Here is a 23,041-nt window from a genome sequence, read left to right on the forward strand (position 1 = left end):
TTTATAATGCATTGTAAAAATTGTGGGGACAATAAATTTAGTAAAACAGCAACTGGTCATGTTTGTAAGCACTGTGGAACTTTCCACGATAAAGAAAAGAAAAAAAATCACTTGCCGCTACTTTTGGTGGGATTAGTAGCATTGGGTGTTATCGTGATTACTGTCGGGATTTACTGGTCAACTAGTAGCGCTACACCAACGCCGATTAAAAAAACGCACTCTGGTAAGACGCTAAAAATGACCAGAAATACCACTTCAGAAACTACTGCTTCAACAATAGCGAGTAGTGAAAGTTCTAGCAGCGAAAGCGATGAAAAAGTCAAACTACCCGCACCTAAAAAAACAACGGAAAGTAGTGAAATGATTTCGGCTGAAGATTTGGAAGAAACGGTTTTACTTGCTGAGCTCTTTCTTAGTGAAGACTATATTCAAAAAGCCGAAACCTCTTTAGCAAATTTTGCTGGCACGGCTGAAGAACGCAAAAGCTTTACTAAACGCATCACCAAAGCTAAAGAGAGCTATACTACCATGATAAAAACGCGGCCAGAAACCGCCCCTAGAGCTGACGCCTTAATTGAAAATCCAGATTCTGAATTTGCTGTATTAAGTTATTGCCGTTATGCAAGTGGTGGTTTTGTTGCAAGTTATCCTTCCTTTGATCAATATTCTGAAGCGGATATTATTGCCATTTGGGGTCAACCCGACGCTACCTTAACTACTAGCGAAGATATTATGGCGAAAATTGGCATTAATAAAGAAGAAGATGGTAGCATTGCATCAACTGGGGAAATTGAGATTATTCGCAATGAATTTTTTACTGGGAATTTAACTTGGCGAGAAGCTCGAGCAGCCATGATTGTTGTTTATGATCAACAATATGTTCCTTTTGATAAAGCTTTAATTTATGAATCACAAGGAAAACCTAATGTCTATTTTAGAGAAAACCGAGCCGAATTTGTTTCCCTGATTAGCAATTATCTTTGCTATGCACGCCAAACAGAGCAACATCCTTATGAAGGTTTAGGTACTTATCCTGATGATTTCCCCAAAAATTACGGCGAAGACGGATTGTATCATCCATAAAAATATAGTTTCAGGAGATTAGCATTATGAGCAACAATCTGCAAGGAATTAGCCATATTACGCTTATTGTTAAAGATATCGAAAAAACTGCTCTTCTTTTCAAAAATCTATTTAACGGAAAAGAAATATATGATAGTAAAGTTAAAAATTTTTCATATTCCAGAGAAAAATTTTTCTTAATCAATAATATTTGGTTTGCCATAATGGAAGGTTCAGTTGATTTACCTAAAAATTATAATCACATTGCTTTCAAAATTGACGAGCAATACTATGAAAATTATTTATCTAAAATTCAAGATTTGAACTTAGAAATAAGAAAAACTAGAAGTCGGATTAGCGGTGAAAGTAAATCAATTTATTTTTATGATTATGATAATCATTTGTTTGAACTACACACTGGCACATTGGAAGAACGGCTGAAAGAATATCATCGTATATAAAATAAAATAAGTCTTTTGCTTTTTTTCTAAAACAAGCTGTGGCCGACTTTCTTTATTTTTATGAGCTTCTCGATGATGCTGTAAATGTTCGGGTCTCTTTAACCACCCTTGAAAATCTTGTTTACTCTGCCATTTTGAAACAAGCGTAAATTCACAATGCTCCTTGGTCTCGGCATACCAACATTCACTTGATAAACAAGCTTCCCGCTCTAGCATTGAAGTAGTATCTTGTTTAATTTTATTTTCAAAAAGTTCTTTCCCTTCTTTTTTCACAATAAAAGTAACTGTCTGTACAATCATTTAGTCCCCTCTTTCTCTTTGATAAACACACAATTGATATTGATTATCATTTTTAATTATAGCATATTTTCTATTTCCTGATAATAAAGAATTTTTTCTTAAACTATTATTTTTTCCAATGAACATATCGTTATATTCATCAAATACGAAACATGTTTCATTTTTTTCTCAACTTGTACCATTATCAATCAGAGAAGCTAGTTTCAGCTGAAAAATCAGCTATAATAGTAACAATTCTTTATTTTATGGCATTAATGTAAGTACAAATCAATGATTCAAACGTGATTAATGTGCGTCCAAAGAAAAATTGTGGTCGAGCAACACTTGTTGAAAAAGGACTAAAAGACTCTGATGAAAAGACTAAATCCGCCTGTTTAGCAATGGTTGATTGCTGTGTTCCTAAAAAAGCAATAATTGGCTGCTCTGCTGCTTTAGCTAAAGCAACAGTCGCTTTCAACTGTTCTTCTTCTCCGGAATGAGAAACAACAATCAGCAAAATTTTCTGATTATTGCGACGGTTTATTAATTGAGTATGAGCAGTAGTAATACTAGGAATTCCGTGAAAATTAAAAACCTCGCTCATATAATTGGCAATATGGCTTGCAAAGCCTAAACTAATAACTGAAATCAGGCAATCTTGATTTTGATTCATCAGCTGACAAAAACTTTGAATACTTTTTTCCTCTAAAGCCAAGTCTGCTATGGTATTAGGTGCTAAATGAGATTCTTTGATTTTGTAAATCAGTTCACTATAACCTGAAAGATTCAATTTTTTGGCAAGACGAATAATGGTCGCTGGTGAAGTGAAACAATTTTTCGCTACAAAGCGAATGCTTAAATCATTTAATTCTTGTAAATGTTCTTCCAAATACAACAAAATTTGAATTTCAGTTTGTTTTAGCTGATAAACGTCTTTTAAATAGTTGATGTTCACTTACCTTCGCCTCCAAAATTTAGAATAGTGCCAACAAGGAAAAATTTTTCCCTTGTTAGTTAACGCCATTTTAGCAGAAAATCAAAAAAATGAAAGAGGGGTTCGTATGATTAAAAGAAAAACAGGGATAATTGCTTTTGGAGCGGCTTTAGTTTTAATGGCTGGCTGTTCTACTGGTAAAGAAGCAAACAAAAACACAGCAAACTCAACAGTAACTGAAGAACAAGTTTTAAAAGTTGGAATTGAATCAGAACTTTCTACTGCAGATGTTTCACTGGCAATGGATAACACCGCTTGTAGTGTTATGAGTCAAGTTGGGGAAGGTCTATTTTCTTTTGATGTCAACGGTGAAGCGAAAGCTGCCTTAGCACAAGAAAAAGTGGAACCAACTAACGACGGCATGACCTATACTTTCACCTTGCGAGAAGGCGCAACGTGGAGCAATGGCGATCCAATTACTGCACAAGATTTTGAATATTCATGGAAACGCACTGTAGCACCTGATACTGCTTCACCTCAAGCTTACTATTTTGAAGGCATTAAAAATGCCAAAGCAATTTCAGCTGGGGAAAAAGATCCTGATGAATTAGGTGTAAAAGCTCTTGATGAACATACTTTAGAAGTTGAATTAGCATATCCGATGAGTTATTTCCAACAATTATTAGCAGTACCAGCCTTCTATCCATTAAACCAAACTTTTGTAGAAGAACACGCTGATAGTTACGGCACAACTGCTGAAACAACTTTATTTAACGGTCCTTTTGTCATGGTTGGCTGGGATGGTTTAAATAACTCTTGGACTTACGAAAAAAATACCGCTTATTGGGATAAAGAAAATGTAGCCCTTGATAAGGTTGAAGTTGAAGTCATTAAAGAAATTAACACTGGTAAAAACCTATTTGATGCTGAGCAATTAGATTTTGTTAAAATCACTGGTGATATCGTTGCTCAAGAAAAAGAAAATCCAGCACTAACCATTCGGGAATTACCAGGAACTTATTATATTCAATTAAACACAGAAACAACGCTTTTTGCTAATAAAAAAGCTCGCCAGGCAGTCGCTTTGGCTTTGGATTCTGAAAAATTAGCCAACAATGTTTTAAATGATGGCTCTAAGAAAGCATTAGGTTTTGTACCCACCGGTTTTGTTAGTCAAGATTCTGGTAAAGACTTTGCTGAAGAAATTGGTGATATTAACCCAGTTGATTTAACTGAAGCAGCTAGTCTGTGGGAAGAAGCGAAAAAAGAAGTTGGTCTTAGTGAAGCCGAAGTTAATATTCTTTGCTCTGATAGCGACAATGCTAAAAAAATCAGTGAATTTATGCAAGGTTCACTTATGGAAACTCTCTCTGGTTTAAAAGTAACCATTTCAGCAGTTCCATTTAACAATCGTTTAGAAAAAAGTCGCAGTGGTGAATTTGATATTGTTTTAGGTGGTTGGACACCCGTTTACGCTGATCCAATTGACTTTTTAAACTTGTTACAATCAGAAAACTCTAACAACTTTGGTCGCTGGAACAATCAAAAATTCGATGGCTTGCTAGCTGATGCCAACAAAACTTATGCCAATGACTATCAAAAACGTTGGCAAGTAATGCAAGAAGCTGATCAATTAGTTGCTGAGGAAGCACCACTAATTCCTTTATATCAAATCACCGAAGCTTATTTAGTAAATGAAAAAGTTGATGGTTTGACTTTTGGTCCACTAGGCTCTATTTGTTATAAAAATGTTAGTATAAAATAAAGTTTCACAGCAAAGTTAAATTAAACGTTAATCAGTTGAGAAAGATGAGGCAGACTATGAAAAAAGAAAAATCCCTACAAATAATTCAAGAATTGGCAGATGCTAATGGGGTCTCTGGTTTTGAGGAAGAAGTTCTTCATTTGGTAAAAAAATATACTCACCATATCGGTCCCCAAGAAACAGATGGCATTAAAAATTTATATATTCAGCGACAGCAAAATACTAGCAAGCGTCCCCTACTACAATTTGATGCTCATAGTGATGAAGTTGGTTTTATTGTTCAAGCAATTAAACCAAATGGTATGCTGCAATTCCTGACTTTAGGGGGATGGATTCCTAATAATATTACTGCTCAAAAAGTTCGTGTACGCAATCGTGAAGGGCATTATATTAATGGTGTGGTTAGTAGTAAACCGCCTCATTTTATGACACCAGAAGAAAGAAATAAACCGATAACTGTCAACGACTTATTCATTGACGTTGGTGCAACATCACAACAAGAGATTGTTGAAATTTACAAAATTGACATTGGTGCCCCGGTCGTTCCAGCCGTTCAAACTGAATACGATCCAATGACTGATCGTCTCTTCGGAAAAGCTTTCGATTGTCGGATTGGCTGTGCTTGTATGGTGGATGTTTTAGATGAACTTGCCAATGATGATTTAGCCTTTGATTTAACAGCGACTTTAAGCGCTCAAGAAGAAGTTGGTGAACGCGGTGCGATTGTCGCAGCTCAAAAAGTCTGTGCTGATTTAGCGATTGTTTTCGAAGGTTGCCCAGCTGATGATACTGGTGTAGCTGATTATATGATTCAATCAGCTATGGGGAAAGGTCCAATGTTGCGTAATTTTGATGTTTCCATGATTACTAATCCAGAATTTCAGCAATACACTCTTGATCTAGCTAAAAAATTTAACATCCCTGTGCAAGCTTCCGTTCGCAGCGGTGGTGGCACGAATGCTTCAGTCATTAATCAAGTGAAAGGTGCACCAGCCATTGTCGTTGGCATCCCTGTTCGCTATGCGCATACCCCCCACTGTTTTGTAGCTTATGAAGATTATCAACATGCAAAACAATTAGTGCTTGAATTAGTTCGTTCTTTAACACCAAGTGTCATTCAACAATTAACGCATCCAGCAGAAAGTGGGCAATAAACGATGAAAATTTATATTTCTTGTGATATTGAAGGGTTAGCCGGCGTAGCTAATTTCGATATGGAAAAAGACGATCGTGAAAATTTCCGTTCCCTTTATCACCAGCATGTTGCTTGGGTGATTGAAGGAATCCAGAAAAGTTCAAAAAATGCTGAAGTTAGCGAAATTACAATTTCTGACTCCCATAGTTTAGGGGTTCATCTCTCTTATGAAAAATTATCTAAAATGGATGAGCGAATTTCTTTAATTAACGGCTTTCCAAGAATGGATTATATGATGAGTGGCTTAGATGAAAGCTACGATTTAGTCATCTTTTTAGGCTATCATGCAGGCATTGGCAAAAAATATGGTAACATGGATCATGGCTACAGTGCTCGTGTGGCTTATGATTTAAAAATCAACGACACTTATATGAATGAATCAACTATTAACGCCGCTTATGCTGGTGAATTAGGGATTCCAGTTGGCTTGATTATTGGTGAGTCAGGCTTAAAGGAACAGCTTTTTGATGAAGGAATGCATCCTGAAGTAGCTTATGTCTCTACAAAAGAATCTTTAGGACGCTATGCTATTAAAACTTATCCAATTAAACAAGTTCGTCAAGAAATTTTAACAAAAACAATGGCTGTTATGGAAAGTAATTTTAGCGAATTACCTTTATATCAATTAGCAATGCCAGCAACAGTAACGTTACAATGCGCTTCAACCGCTCAAGCTGATCGCATTGAGATGCTTTCGCAAATCACTCGCTTAGATGGGCGAACTGTCACTTTTACAGCAGAAACTATGAAAGCAACCATGAATGATATTGTTGCAATTGTTGGTTTAGGTGGAACGACTTATTAAAAGCGAAACGAGCTAGCTCACTCAGCAAAGGAGATAAAAAGCGTTTAAGTCCAGTCTTTAATTAGGGCTTAAACGCTTTTTTATCAATCATCCAAATACACTGCCACCAGTATTTTCAAGTAATCGCGACTTTCAATATCATACTCAGTCACTTTAGCAGAAATTTTTTTACCCCCATCTAGAAGATGCGCTAAAATAGTATTTTGTTTGCGGGGAATATAACCGATTTTGATTTTCTTTTCATCATCGGTGCGAATTAAAATTGCTAAATCATCATAACGATTATCTTCACGAATTAAACGGACGGGCATTTCTTTATATAATAGTTCTGCTACTGCCACTACATCTTGTAAATGACTGGTACCAGCAACCGTGTACGTATCTAAATAAATCGGCTCCATCGAAAAATCAGGCAATTCCAAATTAAATTGTTGTAATAACTCCAGTTCGTTGCGTTCTATTCTGGATATCTCAAAACCCATTAAAATTCACTCCAACTAGTATCTTGACTTTCTGCCTGCCACAGTTTTAAGTCTTGATATTCTTTTTCCATTTTTGCCAAAGTTGCTTCTAAAACCACTTGTTTATCTTCTAATTCTGCACGCTTCTTGGTCAAGAGCTCATCATCCATCAACAATTCTTTCATCGTATAAGGAAAAGCCGATTCCATCATCTTAATTTCAAATTTTTGCTGTTTAATTAACTCTTCAAAACGAGCAATTTCATTTCGATAATCCTGCTCATCTTTCGTTTCAGTTGCTTGTTCCTCATCATCTGGAAATTGAATTTCAAACATAGCTTTCAAAGCCATCATCAATTGCAGGTCGCCATTTTTATAAGCTGCCATCACTTGTTCAAAAAATTCTTTGCGCTCTGAGCTATCATCTTTAGTTAAATCCGGATGTAATGATTTAATTAAAAAACGATAAATGGCTTTCAACTCTTTGGCATCATCATCTGATAAAACTTTTGTTTCTTGGCGCACTTTCATTTGTGCCAACTTAATTTCATCTAATTGACTCTTCAAATTTCGTTGATACTCACTAAATTTCTTTTTAGTGATTTCTTCGATTTCTTCAAAATCAATTATCCCATCGCGATTAACATATTTTTGCGCAAGCTGTAAAAGGTGTTGCATTTGCATGATTGCTAGCGTCAGCTCATTATTACGATACTCAAAAACACCTAAAACAGCATAATAACGCTTTGTAAGTTCAGGAATTTTATGACCTTCTAAATAATTTTTCCGTTCAAAAAGTGCCGTAAATTCATTTTCCAGTTGCTTATAGTGAACTTGTAGTGCCTCAACATTGTCAATCATTTTACCCCTCCACCTGTTATTTCAACTAGTATAAACAAGAAATCTACATTTTTTCAAGCTTATCTTATATTTCTTTTTTGATAAAACTAGTGTAACATAAAATCTGTAGAATTCAGAAAAAATCCACGGAGGATAAATAAAATGGAAATACGTACCACTGTCGGTCCCATTTGGCTTAAAGCTAGCGCTCAAGGTCTTACGGAAATTTCTTTTAAGCCGTTAGTTGCTGAAGAAAACGAAAAAGATAATCCCCATCTCCAACTAGCAAAAAACGAACTCTTAGCCTACTTTAACCAGCAGTTAAAAGAGTTCACTGTTCCTTTAGATATCCAAGTTGGCACGCTTTTTCAAAAAGAAGTTTGGCATGCACTATTGGCAATTCCTTATGGAGAAACTTGCTGCTATCAAGAAATTGCAGAAAAAATCCAACGACCAAAAGCCATTCGTGCAATCGGTCAAGCCAATCGTCGCAATCCACTACCAATCATTATTCCATGTCATCGGGTAATTGGGAAAAATGGAAAAATGACTGGTTATATGGGTACAGAAGGCATTACAATTAAAGAGCAACTCTTAACTTTAGAAGGGTTTTACTAATCAAAAAAGATTGTTTTATCAAAATTAAGGAGAAATATCGTGAAAAAATTGTTTAACTTTGCAACTCTTATTTTATGCATCTTAGGCTTAAGTTCTACTTCCTTAGTTGCAAATGCTGAGGAAATCAGCTCAAATTATGATTCATTAACAGCAGAAGGTCAATTGATTACCGAAGAACAAGAAGCAACTTTAGCAGATTTCCAAGAGGCATTACCAAAAGCTCGTACCTTTGCTCGTAGCGGGAACAAGTATCTAATCGTTTTAGGTCATGGTGATAATGAATTAGGGGCTCAAGGAAATGGCACCAACGAAAAAGATTTCACTCGTAATGAATTACTTCCTTATTTACGGAAATATGCGGAAATCTCAAATGCTCAAATTGATTTTTATGATCCAAACAAAAATATGTATACTGAATCACAAAAAAAAGCTGGTGCTTTTACAGTCAGCACTTCTTATCAATCGGTGACTGAACTCCACTTAGATGGTTCAATTGGTGATGAAACTGGTGGCCACGTGATTGTTGCTCCTGGCACAAATAATCCGCAAGATTACGCAATTGCCAACACTTTAAAAGAATATGTTGGTTGGAATCCAAAATACGCCGGCAATCAAGGTTTAAATTATCGAACTGATTTATATAATTTACAGATTTTTAAAGACCGTGGTATTCCTTATCGTTTAGTAGAAATTGGTTTTATCTCTAACGCAAAAGATTTAGCAGCGATTCGCAACAATTTAGATGGCATCGCTAAAAGAATAATTGAAGGAATCACTGGTGAAAAAATCAACCACACCACTTTAACTCTTTGTAATTTAGAAACTTTTGCAGAAAACAATGGTCAGATTCAATTAAAAGGTTGGTACTTTTCAGAAGCTAACACGCTTCAACAACAACGTTGGTTGGTTTTAATCGACTCAGCAACTGGTCAAGAAGTTCAACGAGTAGCGGTAAAAAATCAAGCTCGGGCTGATGTTGGTGCACTTTACCCACAATATCCAACGGCACATTGGTCAGGTTTTGAAGCAAGTTTCCCAATGAATGAAAAATTCTACAATAAAAATTTACAAGTGAAAATTGGTTATGAAGCAAATCTGCAATCAGCCGTGACTTTTGGCCAACAATTAACGATTGGTGGCACTAATAATCCGATTTATCGGGTTTATAATCCTAACAATGGCGAGCATTTCTATACGAAAAGCCAAGGAGAAGCGCAAAATCTAGTGGCTAACGGTTGGCAAGATGAAGGCGTTAGCTGGCATGCACCAAATGCCGGTAGCGAAGTTTATCGTCTTTACAATCCCAATAGTGGTGAACATCACTATACATTAAATACAAATGAACGGGACTCTTTAGTTGGTAGCGGCTGGCAATATGAAGCGGTTAGCTGGTATTCAGCTGATAGCAAAAAAACAAGCGATTTATCGCTTGTTTAACCCTAATGCTCGCGACGCCGGTTCTCACCATTACACAGCGAGTCAAACTGAAGTTCAAGCTTTATTAGCAGCTGGTTGGTCATCAGAAAATATCGGTTGGTACGGCAATTAAAAGAAATTTATTCAAATAAGGAGCTGTTCATTTTGGAATTAAACACTAAAATTCAAAGTCTTTATGAAAAGGATAACAATCTAGCTTATAAGAATTTACAAGAATTGGAAAAAATTTCCGAAACCAGCAATCAATTGTATCCTTACTTAAACGAATTTATTTCCATGTTAAAGAGTGATAAATATGTTATGCGAGTTCGCGGTTTCCGATTGGCTTGTAAACAAGCCCAGTGGGATGATGAAAAACAAATCAATCTTGCCATTAACGAAATTTTAGCAATGGTTCATGATCCAAAACCCACTGCTATTCGTCAAGCTTTGCTTTATCTGCAGGAGCTGGTCTATTATAAGCCAGAATTGCATCCTGAAATTAAAGATGCCCTTTCCACAATTGATTTTAGTCAATTTAAAGATACAATGGCTCCTTTAATCAAAAAAGATGTGCAACTACTCTTACAATTAATTGCTGCACAGTAATTATTAATAATCTAAAAAAAAAAGATTTCCCTTTTTAGCGCGGGAAATCTTTTTTTTTTCATTTAAACCAATAAAGTATATAAGGATTGATTTTCTTGTAAATCAATAAATTTCGGATCGAAAGTTGCCATCCGATCTAACAAAGCTGGCAAATCAGCTTTATTTTTCAATAAGACTCCTAAAATTACCGGACCTGTACCACGATTGACTTTTTTCGTATATTCAAAACGGGTAATATCATCGTTAGGTCCTAAAATATCAGTTACAAATTCTCGCAAAGCTCCTGGTCGCTGCGGGAAATTAATTAAGAAGTAATGTTTTAAACCTTCAAACATTAAAGAACGCTCTTCGATTTCCGCCATGCGATTACTATCATTATTGCCGCCACTGACAACACAAACAACGGTTTTTCCTTTAATTTCAGCTTTTAACTGATTTAAGGCAGCAATACTTAATGCGCCTGCTGGTTCAGCGACAATCGCTTGTTTACTGTATAAATCAAGAATTGTACTGCAGACTTCCCCTTCAGGAACCGATAACAAGCGATCCACATAAGTTTTTGCGTGCTGATAAGTTAATTGGCCAACTTCTTTTACAGCTGCGCCATCGACGAATTTATCAATGGTTTCTAAAACAACTGGTTTGCCAGCGTTAAACGCTGCTTCCATTGACATCGCCCCTTGCGGCTCAACGCCAATCACTTGCGTTTCTGGTGAAACACCTTTGCTATAAGTCGAAACGCCACTGATTAAACCGCCACCGCCAATTGCCGTTAAAATATAATCCACCGCAACTTCATTTTCAGCTGCTTGTTGAAAAAGTTCCACCGCTAAAGTTCCTTGACCCGCAATAATTTTCGGATCATCAAAAGGATCAATAAAAACTAACTGATTAGCTTCCGCGTAGTTTTTCGCCGCTTCGGCTGAAGCATCAAAAGTATCACCGATTAATTTAACTTCAACAAACTCCCCACCGAAAAATTCTACTTGGGAAATTTTTTGATTGGGCGTTGTTGTTGGCATAAAAATCACCGCTGGTACTTCAATTTCCCGACAAGTATAAGCGACCCCTTGGGCATGATTGCCAGCACTGGCACAGACTACGCCATTTTTCACTTGCTGATAAGGACGGCTTTTAATTGCATAATAGGCCCCACGCAGTTTAAATGAGCGAACTTTTTGCAAGTCTTCCCGTTTCAAATAGACTTGGCATTGGTATTTTTCTGATAAATAGCGGTCAAATTGCAATGGTGTTTGGCTGACGCCCTCTTTAATTGCTTCATAAGCCGTTAAAATATCTTGCTTAGTCACTAAATCCATTTTCTTCTCTACTTTCTTTCCCGATAGTATGTAATTGACTTGCAAAGCTAAAAGCAACAGGCAAGTTTTTCAAAGCTTTTCCTTTAAAAAACTTGCCCGGTTTTAGTTAAGCCTAGTCTTTTTGTGATACAAAAGGCATCATTTTACGTAGCTCAGCCCCCACTTTTTCAATTGGATGGCCGGCATTATCTTCCCGCATTTGATGGAATTCTTTAAAGCCATTTTTATTATCATCAATAAAGCCTTTCGCAAAATTGCCATTTTGAATATCAGTTAAAACAGCTTTCATGTTTTCTTTGGCAGCGGCAGTAATTACTCGTGGGCCAGATACATAATCCCCATATTCAGCAGTGTTAGAGATTGAATTACGCATTTTCGCAAATCCACCCTCATAAATCAAGTCGATAATCAATTTCATTTCATGACAAACTTCAAAGTAAGCTAATTCAGGTTGGTAGCCTGCTTCCGTTAAGGTTTCAAAACCAGCTTCGATTAAACTTGTTAAACCGCCACATAAAACCGCTTGTTCGCCAAATAAATCTGTTTCAGTTTCTTCTTTAAAGGTTGTTTCTAAGACGCCGACACGAGTAGCACCAATTCCTTTAGCGTAAGATAAAGCTTTTTCACGAGCTGAACCTGTAGCATCTTGGTAAACCGCAAACAAGGCAGGTACCGCAAAGCCTTCTGTAAATGTCCGACGAACCAAATGGCCTGGGCCTTTAGGTGCCACTAAAAAGACATCCACATCGGCCGGTGGCTGAATTACATCAAAGTGAATATTGAAGCCATGAGCGAAAACTAATGAATTTCCCGCTTCTAAATTCGGTGCAATTTCAGCTTCATATAAAGCTCCTTGAATTTCATCAGGTGCCAAAATCATAATTAAATCAGCTTTTTTAGCAGCTTCAGCTACTGGTAAAACTTCAAAACCATCATTACGAGCTGCTTCGGCAGATTTACCTTCGCGAATCCCGATAATCACTTGGTTGCCATTATCTCTTAAATTTTGGGCATGAGCGTGACCTTGTGAGCCATAACCGACAATCGCCACGATTTTCCCTTCCAATTGATTTGTTGCTACTGCATCATCATAATAAACTGTTGCCATGATAGAACCTCCATTATTTTTTCATTTTTTATTTTGTAGAATATTTTTCAAAAGCAAATTTTGCTTGTTGAATCTTATTTTAACGATTGCCGCGACTAAAACCGGTAACACCTGTTCTGGCTAATTGTTTAATACCATAAGGCGCAATCACATCAATAAAGGCATTGATTTTTTCGCTCGTGCCTGCCACTTGAATGACAATTGTTTTACTGGCGACATCAATCACATTGCCACGAAATGGTTCAATGACAGAATTGATTTCTGAACGCAAATTGACAGGAGCATTGATTTTAACAAGGACCAATTCCCGCTCTAACGGTGAATCATCGGTAATGTCCGAAACTTTAATCACATCAATTTGCTTATTAATTTGCTTGGTAACTTGTTCACTTTCCGCTAAATCTTCAACTTGAATCACGATGGTAATTCGCGAAATGCCAGCGGTTTCTGTTGCCCCTACCGAAATGCTATCAATATTTACTTGCCGGCGACTAAGCACGCCACTAAAGCGATTCAGTACCCCAGAAGTGTTGTTCACTGTTGCGGTAATAATTCTTCTCATCATCTTAGTCCACCCCCAACATTTGGTCATTTGGCTTGCCAGCTGGCACCATTGGTAAAACATGTTCTGTTGTGGAAACTAACACTTCAATTACTGCAGGGCCTTGACTCTTAAAGGCTTTAGTAAAATCTGCTTCAAAAGTTGCTGGTTTATCCACTTTAAAACCATTAATATGATAAGCTTCTGCCAGCTTGATAAAATCTGGTTGATTTTCAAAAACTGACTCGGAACGACGACCACCAAAGAAGCTTTCTTGCCATTGGCGCACCATGCCTAGCGAACGGTTATTCATTAAGATTACTTTTAAATCAATGTTATAGTCATTTAAAATCGCTAATTCTTGATTGGTCATTTGGAAACCACCATCGCCGACAAAAATTACAACTTCTTTCTCTGGGGCACCTAATTTAGCACCAATCCCCGCCGGAATCCCATAGCCCATCGTCCCTAAGCCGCCACTAGTGATGATTTGTTGTGGATATTTAAAAGGATAATACTGAGCGGACCACATTTGATGCTGCCCCACATCGGTTGTTACAATGGCATCGCCTTTAGTTAATTCTCCTACTAATTCAATTACCCGTTGCGGTTTAATTTCAGCGATTTGCTGACGATCAAATTTAAACGGATGCTGGTTTTTGCGGTCTTGATTAAGTTTTCGCCATTCTTCACAAGTTGGTTGTTCACTACTTGTTGCTAGCAGCTGAATCAAGGTTTCTTTAGCATCCCCGACAATCGGAATTTGTGTTTCGATAATTTTACCAATTTCAGCTGGGTCAATATCAATATGAGCCACAATGGCATTAGGCGCAAATTCATCAGGCGCACTGGCTAAACGGTCATCAAAACGAGAGCCAATGTTAATCAATAAATCACAGTCGGTTAATGCCATATTGGCAGCATAAGAACCGTGCATGCCACCCATACCTAAAAATAATTCATGCTCATAAGGAATGGTGCCTAAACCTAACAAGGTTGTTAAAGTCGGTAATTGAAATTGTTCAACAAAAGCGATTAACTCTTTGCTAGCATTGGCGTGAATCACGCCAGCACCAGCTAAAACAAGCGGTTTTTTGGCTACTTTTAAAGCTTCTAGTAATTTTTTCACTTGTAATTGATTGGGTTGTAAAGTTGGCTGATAGCTGACTAAATTCACTGGTCCAGTAGCTTCTAGCGGAACTTCTGAAACGGTCATATCTTTTGGTAAATCAATGACTACTGGTCCTTTTCGCCCAGTTGTTGCTAAATGAAAAGCTTCTTTCACCATTTTTGCTAAATCTTTAACAGCGCGAACTTGATAGTTATTTTTAGTAATTGGCATCGTTAAACCGACAACATCCGCCTCTTGAAACGCATCTTTACCAATTCCAGGCGTTGTTACTTGCCCGGTAATCACCACTAACGGAACAGAATCACTCATAGCATCGGCAATTCCGGTAATCGCGTTGGTAGCCCCCGGTCCACTAGTTACAAATACCACACCAGGTTTCCCCGTCGCTTTGGCGTAGCCTTCTGCCATATGAACAGCGCCTTGTTCATGTCGCGCTAAAATATGCTTCAAATCCGAACTATATAATGCATCATATAATGGTAAAACAGCTCCCCCAGGATAACCAAAAATCAGCTCTGTTCCTTGTTCTTTCAAGGAATGCAGCAAAATTTCAGCACCATTCAGAGCTTTCCCATACTCCGCCATTGAAATTCCCCCTTATAAAAACCTATTCTTCAATTTGTTTTTCATACTTACTTAGTTGTTTAAATTTGCTATTTGATAAAGTGGCGGACGAGCGCACTTCACTTTGCTCTTGATCTAGCTATGTGCGCTAGCTCCTCTCGACAAAGTGAGAATAAAATTCGTGGCAGAAAACGCCACTATAATTTGATTCTGCACTTCGTTCGGGTGCAGAACAAGTTTCTTCACTTTTCTATTACTCTAGTAAATCTTCTGGGATTTGCATGATGCCGCCAGTATGAGCAGAAGTTACTAAAACTGTGTAGCGGGCTAACCAGCCAGTTTTTACTTTGGCTTTAAATTTCGGTAATTTAGCTTTTCGGTTTGCCAGCTCTTCTTCACTCACTTTTAGCTGAATCGTCCGATTAATTAAATCAATGGTGATTTCATCGCCATCTTCAACTAATCCAATTGGACCACCGGACGCAGCTTCTGGTGAAACATGTCCGACTGCAATTCCCCGTGTAGCACCTGAGAAACGACCGTCAGTAATTAAAGCCACATCTTTACCTAAACCCCGCCCGACAATACTTGAAGTCGGCGCTAACATTTCTGGCATTCCGGGACCACCTTTTGGCCCTTCGTAACGAATCACCACCACATGCCCTTTTTGAACAGTGTGATTATCAATTGCGGCGACCGCTTCATCGTGAGAGTCAAAGCAAATCGCTTTTCCTGTAAAGACTTTCACGGAAGGGTCCACGCCACCCACTTTAATCACGCTGCCTTTGGGTGCAATATTACCGTATAGCACCGACAAACCACCAACTGGACTGTAAGGATTTTCTTTTGGATGAATAACTTCTTGATTATTAATTTTGGCATCTGCGACATTTTCCCGTAAGGTTTTCCCTGAAACTGTGATCCGATCAGGATGAATGGCATCCCCTAAATCTACTAATTCTTTAATAATCGCTGAAACGCCACCGGCTTCATGAACATCATGCATTGAGTAAGCCGATGATGGCGCAATTTTTGATAAATAAGGGACACGTTTAGCAATTTCGTTAATTTCTTCCTGGTTATAAGGAATATCGGCTTCATTAGCGATAGCTAAAGTGTGCAATACCGTATTAGTAGAACCACCCATCGCCATATCTAATGCAAAAGCATCATCAATCGCTTCTTTAGTAATAATATCCCGTGGTTTAATTTGTTTTTTCACTAAATCCATCAAATGGAAGGCTGATTCACGAACTAATTCACGTCTTTCGTCGGAAACTGCTAAAATCGTACCATTTCCTGGTAAAGCCATCCCTAAAATTTCCATCAAGCAATTCATTGAATTGGCTGTAAACATGCCGGCACAAGACCCGCAAGTCGGACAAGCATTTTGTTCAAAAAATTCAAACTCAGAATCAGTTAACTGGCCATCTTTATAAGCACCGACTGCTTCAAACATGGAAGATAAAGTCGTCTTATGACCACGGGGATCAATTCCAGCTTTCATGGGACCGCCTGAACAGAAAATTGCGGGTACATTGGTGCGCACCGCCGCTAAGAGCATTCCCGGGGTGATTTTATCACAGTTAGGAATGTAGAAAACCCCATCTAACCAATGAGCGTTGATGACTGTTTCTGCCGAATCGGCAATTAACTCCCGACTTGGTAAAGAATAGCGCATGCCGATATGCCCCATGGCAATGCCATCGTCCACCCCAATTGTATTAAACTCAAAGGGGATACCGCCGGCTTCACGAATTGCTTCTTTAGCGACATCGGCTAACTCTCGTAAATGAACGTGTCCGGGAACAATATCAATGTATGAATTGCAAATCCCGATAAAGGGTTTTTGCATATCCTCCGCATTTTTAACTTGCCCAGTTGCATATAATAAACTTCTCGCTGGTGCTGCATCGATACCTTTTTTTATTTGATCACTTCGCAAATTCCTCACTCCTTAAAATTAAATTCTTTTTTAGTCAATCGTAAATTTTAAATTTTGATTATTTCTGTACTTCTTCAAGTTTAAGCTAATAAAAAAGACATCCCACAAAGTTTGGGATGTCTTAGCAAGAACCCCATTCACTAAAGACGAATAGGACTCAAACAGCATTAGAAAAAAATCTCTAAGCGTTCTAAGTCCTCAAGCATAAAATAATGACTAAATTTTGTCTGTAGTTTTTCATGGTAATGGCCCCTTGTTAATTATAAGTTTAAATTAAAGAAAAATGTGAAACGCTCTTACTTTTATTAAGTTTAGCTATTTTATTGTTCATTGTCAACTAATTTTTTTGAAAAAGTCAGAAAATTCTTCATTTTCAGTTATTTTATCTCTTAATCCGACAAAAAATCAAAAAAAGACTAGCAAACACTAATCTTTTTTTGAAAATTACTTTATAGTTTATCCACCGAAAAAGGCTAATAACACACCCGCGGCCACGGCTGAACCAATCACTCCTGCAACATTGGGTCCCATAGCATGCATCAATAAATAATTATTTGGATTTTCTTTCTGCCCTTGAATTTGAACTACCCGCGCTGCCATCGGAACCGCTGAAACACCAGCCGCACCAATCATTGGGTTGATTTTTCCACCAGTCAAGCGATACATTAATTTTCCAAATAATACACCGGCTGCTGTACCGATTGAAAAAGCTAATAACCCTAAAAAGATAATTTTTAAAGTTGTGGCTGAAAGGAATAAATCTCCATTGGCTTTCGCCCCCACCGTAATCCCTAAAATAATCGTCACCATATACATCATGGCATTTTGCAAAACATCAGTTAATTTCGGCACTAATTTAGATTCACGAATTAAATTACCTAACATTAAGCAACCAATTAAAGTTGTGGAACTAGGGACAACCAAGCTCACGAAAATCGTCACCATAATCGGAAAAATAATTTTTTCTCTTTGACTGACTTGCCGCGATTCCGTCATTACAACTTGTCGCTCTTTTTTCGTTGTCAGCAGACGAATAATTGGTGGTTGAATAATCGGCACTAACGCCATATAAGAATATGCCGCTAAAGCAATCGCTGGTAATAAATGCGGTGCCAAACGGGTAGTTAAAAAAATCGCCGTCGGTCCATCTGCGCCACCGATAATTCCGATTGAAGCTGCTTCTTGGGGCGTCATTCCTAATAAAACCGCCAAAAAGAAAGCGGCAAAAATCCCAAATTGCGCTGCGCCTCCTAATAAAATCGTTTTAGGATTTGCCAGTAAAGGCCCAAAATCAGTTGAAGCCCCTAAACATAAGAAAATTAAAGGGGGATAAATCCCTAAATTAGTCCCTTGATATAAATAATAAAGTAAGCCACCAGGATTACCGCCTTCTGGTCCCGCCATTAAACCTGCTAAAGGTAGATTCACTAATAAAATACCAAAAGCAATTGGAATCATTAAATAAGGTTCATATTGTTTCTTAATCCCTAAATAAAGAAAGACACACGCCAAAGCTATCATAAATAGATGATTAAAGCTTAAATTGGCGAAGCCAGAAGTCTCTATCATTTGTTTAAAAATGTCAATCATCTGAACTCCTCCTTAAATAACGACTAATAACTCGTTAGATTCCACTCCCTGATTGGCGACAACCACGATTTGTTGCACGACACCGTCAGCTGGTGCTACAACTTCATTTTCCATTTTCATCGCTTCAAGAATAACTAGTGTATCGCCTTTTTTCACGGTTTGACCAAGGCTGACTTTGACAGCTAAAATCGTCCCTGCCATTGGTGCATTGACTTTTTGCCCTGCGGTTTCTACCGAATTGTTGGTTGGCGTGGCAATAGTTGGTGTGCTTGCTACTCCTTCCCCTTGAGCAACTTCTTTTAATTTCACTTGGTAAACTTGACCATTAACTTCCACTTCATAAATTTTCATCTTCTCATCCCCTATTATTTTATGCGTTTAATTTCTTCAATTTGAAAGGCGCGTCCCTCTTTATTTTCCCCAGCTTCAATTAGGGCGGTTAAAGCCGCGACTTTTGCGAGCTCATCCGTTTCAAAAAGCTGATAATTTTCAACCGTAAAATCGTTACTTATCAAAATTTCTTCATCGCTGGCTTCGTTCTCCTTATCTAAATTTTTTTCTTTAAATAATTTAGCACTTGCCATCATTAAAAACATCAACCCTGTTAAAACTAAAAAAACCATGCTCATCGAAACAATTGTTACTTTAAAAACTTCGGTTAATGAATACTGCATAACCACTCCTCCTTTATTTCTTAAATAAAGCCATAAATTTTAATTGGTTGCTCTTTAGCGACCGTACCTTCAGCGGGATTACTCGTTGCACTCTGTCTTTTCAACAAATAATCTTTACCGACTTGCGGAAATAGTGCATAAATTAAAACATCTTCTTCATTTTCTGCCAAATCACCAATTTCGGCAGTTAATTTAGCAAATTCTGGCGCTAAACGATTGGCTGGTCGTTCATCAATCACTGGTGTATCGCCAACCAATTGCCGTCGAAAATCTTCGGTAATTGCCACGGGTGATTTGCCATATTCGCCAACTAAATAAGCTTTGACTTCGTTAGAAACCATTTGATAGCGTTCGCCAGCAATCACATTCATGGTTGCCTGTGTCCCCACCATCTGGCTTAACGGCGTTACTAATGGTGGATAACCTAAATCTGCTCGAACTTTCGGCACTTCTTGTAAGACGGCTTCATATTTATCTAAAGCGTTAGCTGCACTTAATTGTGAATACATATTTGAAAGCATGCCACCAGGAACTTGATAAATTAACGCTCTCGGGTCTGGTGTCAGCATTTTTGCTTCCAAAGTACCATTATCCAAATATTTATCTTTAATTTTGCGGAAATAAGCCGCTGCTTCGTTTAATTTTTCTAAATCCAAAGCCACTTGGTAACCTGCTTCTTGTAAAACTAAAGCCATTGATTCTGTCGCCGGCTGACTCGTTCCTTCGCTAAAGGGCGAAATAGCGGTATCAATTCGGCTAGCCCCCGCTTCAATCACTGCTTGATAAGTCATTGAAGCAATTCCACTGGTGCAATGGGTATGCACAATAATCGGTAAATCCGTTACGCTTTTTAAAGTCAGCACTAATTCACGGCCTTTGGTGGGCGTTAAAATTCCTGCCATATCTTTAATACAAATCGAATCTGCCCCCATGGCAGTCATTTCTTCAACTAACTGCTGATAATAGGCCACAGTATGCACTTCGCTAGTTGTATAAGCAATTGTCAGTTGTGCTTCCTTGCCGGTTTTTTTTACCGCTTTTAATGCTGCTGCTAAATTGCGACAATCATTTAAAGCGTCAAAAATTCGAAAAATATCAATGCCATTCTCGGCAGATTTTTCTACAAATTTTTCAACCACATCATCGGCATAATGGCGATAACCTAATAAGTTTTGGCCTCGCAATAACATTTGTAACGGTGTATTAGGAGCTAACTCTTTAATTCGCCGTAATCTTTCCCACGGATTTTCCTTTAAAAAGCGAATGCAAGCGTCAAAAGTAGCGCCACCCCAACACTCTAGCGAATCAAAGCCTACTTGGTCTAAAACCGGTAAAATAGGTTCCATATCCGCTAAGGTCATCCTGGTTGCCATCAAACTTTGATGGGCATCTCGTAATACTGTTTCCGTAAAACCAACTTTCCTTAATTCTCCCATAAATGTCTTCCTTTCCTTGAACTAATAAGTGCAAAAAACTGTCATTTCTATCTTTAAGTATAACATACTGACAGTTTTTGAAAACGCTTTATTTTAAGCTATCATTGGATTTTAATTAACTAGCTTTAATTAAAAATCTACTTTAAAGCCAGCGCTAGCTTTTTACATAAACTTATTTAATCATGAGTTTTTTTTATAAATTTTTGGTCAAATTCTCATTGTTTTATTGACCTGCTCTCATTTTTTTGCGATTATAGAAAGGTACCTAAAAATGGAAATGGGGATTCATATGAAAATTGGATGCGTAAAAGAAATTAAACGTCATGAATATCGAGTAGGATGTACACCAGCATCGGTTGCTGCATATACAGCCGCTGGTCATAAGTTCTATTTCGAAGCAGGAGCTGGAGTTGCGAGTGGTTTTACAGATAGTGACTATCAAGCAGCTGGAGCAGTGATTGTTGAAAACCCGGCAGACATCTGGAACGATGTTGATATGATGATTAAAGTCAAAGAACCGTTAGAAAGTGAATATCAATATTTTAGAGAAGGCTTAATCTTATACACTTACTTACATTTAGCGGCCAACGAACCATTAGTTAAAGCCCTAACTGAAAGCAAAGTCATTGGGGTTGCTTATGAAACATTAGAAGAAAACCGCGCTTTACCATTATTAAAACCAATGAGTGAAGTTGCTGGTAAACTAGCTGTTCAAGAAGGCGCAAAATATTTGGAAAAACCTTTTGGCGGCTTTGGTATTTTACTTGGTGGCGTAACTGGCGTTGCTAAAGCGAAAGTCGTTGTGCTTGGTGGCGGTGTTGTCGGCATTAACGCAGCAAAAGTGGCAATCGGTTTTGGTGCCAATGTAACGATTTTAGATAAAAATTTAGAGCGCTTAGAGTACATTGATCAAATTTTTAACGGGACTGTTCAAACTATGTATAGCACGGATTATGAAATTCACCGTCAATGTCAAGATGCGGACTTAGTAATTGGTGCGGTTTTAATTGCTGGCGCAGCAACACCAAAATTATTGAAAAAAGCTTATTTAGCTGATATGAAAGACGGTGCTGTTGTAGTTGACGTGGCTGTCGATCAAGGGGGTTGTTTTGAAACTACTCATGCCACTTATCATGACGAACCAACTTATGTTATTGACGGCGTAACGCATTATTGCGTAGCTAATATGCCTGGTGCGGTACCACATACTTCAACTATCGCCTTAACCAATGCAACTTTACGTTATGGTTTAGAGATTGCTAACAAAGGCATTACAACAGCGATTAAAGAATCAACTGTGATTCAATCAGCGATTAATACCTTTGCTGGTGAAATTACTTTTGCCGGTGTGGCTGAAGCAATGAATGCCCAACACACAGCGATTACTTCATTAGTATAAAATGCTCAAAAAGTTTGAATACACTCAGATGTATTCAAACTTTTTTGATTAGTTAATAAAAATGAGCAAGCATTTTTATTGGCTTATTTCGTTATTTTTAGTAAGATAAAGTTGTAATCAATAAAACTATTAAAAGGAGAATCATTATGTCTAAAGTTCTTGTAGTAAATGCACATCCATTAACAGCTAATGAATCTAAAACCATTAAAGTTTTAGATACTTTTATAACTGCTTATAAAAAAGCAAATCCTAGTGATGAAATCATCACGTTAAACTTATACGAAAAAGGTATTCCCGAAATTGATAAAGATATGCTTACCGCTTGGGGAGCTTTACAAAAAGGCACTGCCTTTACTGATTTATCAGCAGCGCAACAAGCCAAAGTTGCAGCTTTCAACGATGCAACTGAACAATTTTTAGCTGTTGATAAAGTTGTAATCGCTAATGCTTTATGGAATTTAAACATTCCAACTCGTTTAAAAGCTTGGTTTGACAGCATCAGTGTGGCTGGTAAAACTTTCCGTTATACCGAAACAGGCCCACTACCATTAACTTCTGGTAAAAAAGCTTTGCATATTCAATCCGCTGGTGGCGTCTACGCTGGTAAAGATTTTTCTGCGCAATATGTCAAAGGCATGTTAAACTTTGTTGGCGTTGAAAGTGTTGAAGAGTTAGCGATTGAAGGGATCGATCACCAACCAGATACTTATGATCAAGTCATGCACGACGCTCTTGAAAATGCTGAAAAATTAGCTAAAACTTTTTAAACATCTGCTATTCAAAAAACCACAAGCCTGTACCGACCCCCAAAAGTTAGACCAAAAATCTAACATTTGGAGGTCGGTATTTTTATGGCTAAATATAGTTTTGAACTCAAATTGAAAATAGT

The 23,041-nt window shown here is 37.7% G+C and carries 24 protein-coding genes; 11 read left to right on the plus strand and 13 right to left on the minus strand.

The window, feature by feature from the left end; genetic code table 11:
* Positions 1 to 6 precede the first annotated feature (6 nt).
* Together M2139_RS07790 and fosX are read left to right on the plus strand one after the other, a co-directional pair.
* Entirely contained in the window at positions 7 to 1,083 is a 1,077-nt protein-coding gene (locus M2139_RS07790; protein ID WP_280738264.1) for a DUF4947 domain-containing protein, read from the plus strand.
* A 26-nt stretch (positions 1,084 to 1,109) separates the two neighbouring features.
* On the plus strand, positions 1,110 to 1,523 hold the full coding sequence (fosX, locus tag M2139_RS07795; protein ID WP_280738265.1) for a FosX/FosE/FosI family fosfomycin resistance hydrolase: 414 nt from the start codon (positions 1,110 to 1,112) through the stop codon (positions 1,521 to 1,523).
* On the opposite strand, the gene M2139_RS07800 is transcribed toward fosX, so the two are convergent.
* Both M2139_RS07800 and M2139_RS07805 read right to left on the minus strand, forming a co-directional pair.
* The gene (locus M2139_RS07800; RefSeq protein ID WP_280738266.1) at positions 1,473 to 1,823 is read right to left on the minus strand and encodes an antibiotic biosynthesis monooxygenase; all 351 of its coding nucleotides are present in this window, start codon (positions 1,821 to 1,823) and stop codon (positions 1,473 to 1,475) included. The two genes, fosX and M2139_RS07800, sit on opposite strands and share 51 nt — an antisense overlap.
* Positions 1,824 to 2,061: 238 nt before the next feature.
* Positions 2,062 to 2,757: an SIS domain-containing protein gene (locus M2139_RS07805; protein WP_280738267.1), complete on the minus strand. Its 696-nt coding sequence runs from the start codon at positions 2,755 to 2,757 to the stop codon at positions 2,062 to 2,064.
* Positions 2,758 to 2,866: 109 nt separating this feature from the next.
* On the opposite strand from M2139_RS07805, the gene M2139_RS07810 reads away from it, so the two are divergent.
* The 3 genes from M2139_RS07810 to M2139_RS07820 are packed head-to-tail and all read left to right on the plus strand — an operon-like array spanning position 2,867 to position 6,501.
* On the plus strand, positions 2,867 to 4,501 hold the full coding sequence (locus M2139_RS07810; RefSeq protein ID WP_348522605.1) for a peptide ABC transporter substrate-binding protein: 1,635 nt from the start codon (positions 2,867 to 2,869) through the stop codon (positions 4,499 to 4,501).
* Positions 4,502 to 4,557: 56 nt separating this feature from the next.
* Positions 4,558 to 5,655, plus strand: coding sequence for a M20/M25/M40 family metallo-hydrolase (locus tag M2139_RS07815; protein ID WP_280738269.1), 1,098 nt, complete (start codon positions 4,558 to 4,560; stop codon positions 5,653 to 5,655).
* A 3-nt stretch (positions 5,656 to 5,658) separates the two neighbouring features.
* Complete coding sequence (locus M2139_RS07820; RefSeq protein ID WP_280738270.1) at positions 5,659 to 6,501, plus strand: M55 family metallopeptidase; 843 nt, start codon at positions 5,659 to 5,661, stop codon at positions 6,499 to 6,501.
* 83 nt (positions 6,502 to 6,584) lie between these two features.
* Here M2139_RS07820 and M2139_RS07825 read toward each other — a convergent pair whose 3' ends face one another.
* Positions 6,585 to 6,983 (minus strand): HIRAN domain-containing protein, encoded by a 399-nt coding sequence (locus M2139_RS07825; protein WP_280738271.1) that lies wholly within the window; start codon positions 6,981 to 6,983, stop codon positions 6,585 to 6,587.
* Entirely contained in the window at positions 6,983 to 7,822 is an 840-nt protein-coding gene (locus M2139_RS07830) for a J domain-containing protein (RefSeq protein ID WP_280738272.1), read from the minus strand. The genes M2139_RS07825 and M2139_RS07830 overlap by 1 nt, the downstream gene beginning before the upstream one ends.
* A gap of 141 nt (positions 7,823 to 7,963) precedes the next feature.
* On the opposite strand from M2139_RS07830, the gene M2139_RS07835 reads away from it, so the two are divergent.
* The 4 genes from M2139_RS07835 to M2139_RS07850 are packed head-to-tail and all read left to right on the plus strand — an operon-like array spanning position 7,964 to position 10,444.
* Entirely contained in the window at positions 7,964 to 8,419 is a 456-nt protein-coding gene (locus tag M2139_RS07835; protein WP_280738273.1) for a methylated-DNA--[protein]-cysteine S-methyltransferase, read from the plus strand.
* A gap of 39 nt (positions 8,420 to 8,458) precedes the next feature.
* The gene (locus tag M2139_RS07840; protein ID WP_280738274.1) at positions 8,459 to 9,856 is read left to right on the plus strand and encodes an N-acetylmuramoyl-L-alanine amidase; all 1,398 of its coding nucleotides are present in this window, start codon (positions 8,459 to 8,461) and stop codon (positions 9,854 to 9,856) included.
* Positions 9,795 to 9,968, plus strand: a complete 174-nt coding sequence (locus M2139_RS07845) for a hypothetical protein (protein WP_280738275.1) — start codon at positions 9,795 to 9,797, stop codon at positions 9,966 to 9,968. Before M2139_RS07840 ends, M2139_RS07845 begins: the two co-directional genes overlap by 62 nt.
* Positions 9,969 to 10,000: 32 nt before the next feature.
* Complete coding sequence (locus tag M2139_RS07850) at positions 10,001 to 10,444, plus strand: hypothetical protein (RefSeq protein ID WP_280738276.1); 444 nt, start codon at positions 10,001 to 10,003, stop codon at positions 10,442 to 10,444.
* Between the two features lie 62 nt (positions 10,445 to 10,506).
* Here the strand turns inward: M2139_RS07850 and ilvA are convergent, their stop codons facing one another.
* The 9 genes from ilvA to M2139_RS07895 form a co-directional block, all read right to left on the minus strand.
* Positions 10,507 to 11,763, minus strand: coding sequence for a threonine ammonia-lyase IlvA (gene ilvA / locus M2139_RS07855; RefSeq protein ID WP_280738277.1), 1,257 nt, complete (start codon positions 11,761 to 11,763; stop codon positions 10,507 to 10,509).
* Between the two features lie 112 nt (positions 11,764 to 11,875).
* The gene (gene ilvC / locus M2139_RS07860) at positions 11,876 to 12,871 is read right to left on the minus strand and encodes a ketol-acid reductoisomerase (protein ID WP_280738278.1); all 996 of its coding nucleotides are present in this window, start codon (positions 12,869 to 12,871) and stop codon (positions 11,876 to 11,878) included.
* 79 nt (positions 12,872 to 12,950) lie between these two features.
* On the minus strand, positions 12,951 to 13,433 hold the full coding sequence (gene ilvN, locus M2139_RS07865) for an acetolactate synthase small subunit (protein ID WP_280738291.1): 483 nt from the start codon (positions 13,431 to 13,433) through the stop codon (positions 12,951 to 12,953).
* A gap of 4 nt (positions 13,434 to 13,437) precedes the next feature.
* A complete protein-coding gene (gene ilvB, locus M2139_RS07870) occupies positions 13,438 to 15,129 on the minus strand; it encodes a biosynthetic-type acetolactate synthase large subunit (RefSeq protein WP_280738279.1) in 1,692 nt (563 codons plus the stop codon).
* Between the two features lie 232 nt (positions 15,130 to 15,361).
* Positions 15,362 to 17,053, minus strand: coding sequence for a dihydroxy-acid dehydratase (gene ilvD / locus M2139_RS07875; protein ID WP_280738280.1), 1,692 nt, complete (start codon positions 17,051 to 17,053; stop codon positions 15,362 to 15,364).
* 456 nt (positions 17,054 to 17,509) lie between these two features.
* Positions 17,510 to 18,643 (minus strand): sodium ion-translocating decarboxylase subunit beta, encoded by a 1,134-nt coding sequence (locus tag M2139_RS07880; protein WP_280738281.1) that lies wholly within the window; start codon positions 18,641 to 18,643, stop codon positions 17,510 to 17,512.
* Positions 18,644 to 18,655: 12 nt separating this feature from the next.
* Positions 18,656 to 18,994, minus strand: a complete 339-nt coding sequence (locus M2139_RS07885; RefSeq protein ID WP_280738282.1) for a biotin/lipoyl-containing protein — start codon at positions 18,992 to 18,994, stop codon at positions 18,656 to 18,658.
* A gap of 14 nt (positions 18,995 to 19,008) precedes the next feature.
* Complete coding sequence (locus M2139_RS07890; protein WP_280738283.1) at positions 19,009 to 19,317, minus strand: OadG family protein; 309 nt, start codon at positions 19,315 to 19,317, stop codon at positions 19,009 to 19,011.
* Positions 19,318 to 19,337: 20 nt separating this feature from the next.
* Complete coding sequence (locus M2139_RS07895; protein WP_280738284.1) at positions 19,338 to 20,753, minus strand: pyruvate carboxylase subunit B; 1,416 nt, start codon at positions 20,751 to 20,753, stop codon at positions 19,338 to 19,340.
* A gap of 289 nt (positions 20,754 to 21,042) precedes the next feature.
* Here M2139_RS07895 and ald point away from each other — a divergent pair, with 289 nt between their 5' ends.
* Together ald and M2139_RS07905 are read left to right on the plus strand one after the other, a co-directional pair.
* A complete protein-coding gene (gene ald, locus M2139_RS07900) occupies positions 21,043 to 22,152 on the plus strand; it encodes an alanine dehydrogenase (RefSeq protein WP_280738286.1) in 1,110 nt (369 codons plus the stop codon).
* A 146-nt stretch (positions 22,153 to 22,298) separates the two neighbouring features.
* A complete protein-coding gene (locus M2139_RS07905) occupies positions 22,299 to 22,919 on the plus strand; it encodes an NAD(P)H-dependent oxidoreductase (RefSeq protein ID WP_280738287.1) in 621 nt (206 codons plus the stop codon).
* The last annotated feature ends 122 nt before the right edge of the window (positions 22,920 to 23,041 follow it).

Origin of the sequence: Enterococcus sp. PF1-24 (assembly GCF_029893325.1) — a bacterium.
Classification (GTDB): Bacteria; Bacillota; Bacilli; order Lactobacillales; family Enterococcaceae; genus HY326.

Excerpts from the sequence above, each read along its gene's own strand:
- M2139_RS07790 (WP_280738264.1), top strand. The coding sequence starts at position 7 with ATGCATTGTAAAAATTGTGGGGACAATAAATTTAGTAAAACAGCAACT.
- ilvB (WP_280738279.1), bottom strand. The coding sequence starts at position 15,129 with ATGGCGGAGTATGGGAAAGCTCTGAATGGTGCTGAAATTTTGCTGCAT.
- M2139_RS07890 (WP_280738283.1), bottom strand. The coding sequence starts at position 19,317 with ATGCAGTATTCATTAACCGAAGTTTTTAAAGTAACAATTGTTTCGATG.
- M2139_RS07880 (WP_280738281.1), bottom strand. The coding sequence starts at position 18,643 with ATGATTGACATTTTTAAACAAATGATAGAGACTTCTGGCTTCGCCAAT.
- M2139_RS07845 (WP_280738275.1), top strand. The coding sequence starts at position 9,795 with ATGAAGCGGTTAGCTGGTATTCAGCTGATAGCAAAAAAACAAGCGATT.
- M2139_RS07825 (WP_280738271.1), bottom strand. The coding sequence starts at position 6,983 with ATGGGTTTTGAGATATCCAGAATAGAACGCAACGAACTGGAGTTATTA.
- M2139_RS07820 (WP_280738270.1), top strand. The coding sequence starts at position 5,659 with ATGAAAATTTATATTTCTTGTGATATTGAAGGGTTAGCCGGCGTAGCT.
- M2139_RS07830 (WP_280738272.1), bottom strand. The coding sequence starts at position 7,822 with ATGATTGACAATGTTGAGGCACTACAAGTTCACTATAAGCAACTGGAA.
- M2139_RS07895 (WP_280738284.1), bottom strand. The coding sequence starts at position 20,753 with ATGGGAGAATTAAGGAAAGTTGGTTTTACGGAAACAGTATTACGAGAT.
- ilvN (WP_280738291.1), bottom strand. The coding sequence starts at position 13,433 with ATGAGAAGAATTATTACCGCAACAGTGAACAACACTTCTGGGGTACTG.
- fosX (WP_280738265.1), top strand. The coding sequence starts at position 1,110 with ATGAGCAACAATCTGCAAGGAATTAGCCATATTACGCTTATTGTTAAA.
- ilvA (WP_280738277.1), bottom strand. The coding sequence starts at position 11,763 with ATGGATTTAGTGACTAAGCAAGATATTTTAACGGCTTATGAAGCAATT.
- M2139_RS07905 (WP_280738287.1), top strand. The coding sequence starts at position 22,299 with ATGTCTAAAGTTCTTGTAGTAAATGCACATCCATTAACAGCTAATGAA.
- M2139_RS07815 (WP_280738269.1), top strand. The coding sequence starts at position 4,558 with ATGAAAAAAGAAAAATCCCTACAAATAATTCAAGAATTGGCAGATGCT.
- ald (WP_280738286.1), top strand. The coding sequence starts at position 21,043 with ATGAAAATTGGATGCGTAAAAGAAATTAAACGTCATGAATATCGAGTA.
- M2139_RS07835 (WP_280738273.1), top strand. The coding sequence starts at position 7,964 with ATGGAAATACGTACCACTGTCGGTCCCATTTGGCTTAAAGCTAGCGCT.
- M2139_RS07800 (WP_280738266.1), bottom strand. The coding sequence starts at position 1,823 with ATGATTGTACAGACAGTTACTTTTATTGTGAAAAAAGAAGGGAAAGAA.
- ilvC (WP_280738278.1), bottom strand. The coding sequence starts at position 12,871 with ATGGCAACAGTTTATTATGATGATGCAGTAGCAACAAATCAATTGGAA.
- M2139_RS07885 (WP_280738282.1), bottom strand. The coding sequence starts at position 18,994 with ATGAAAATTTATGAAGTGGAAGTTAATGGTCAAGTTTACCAAGTGAAA.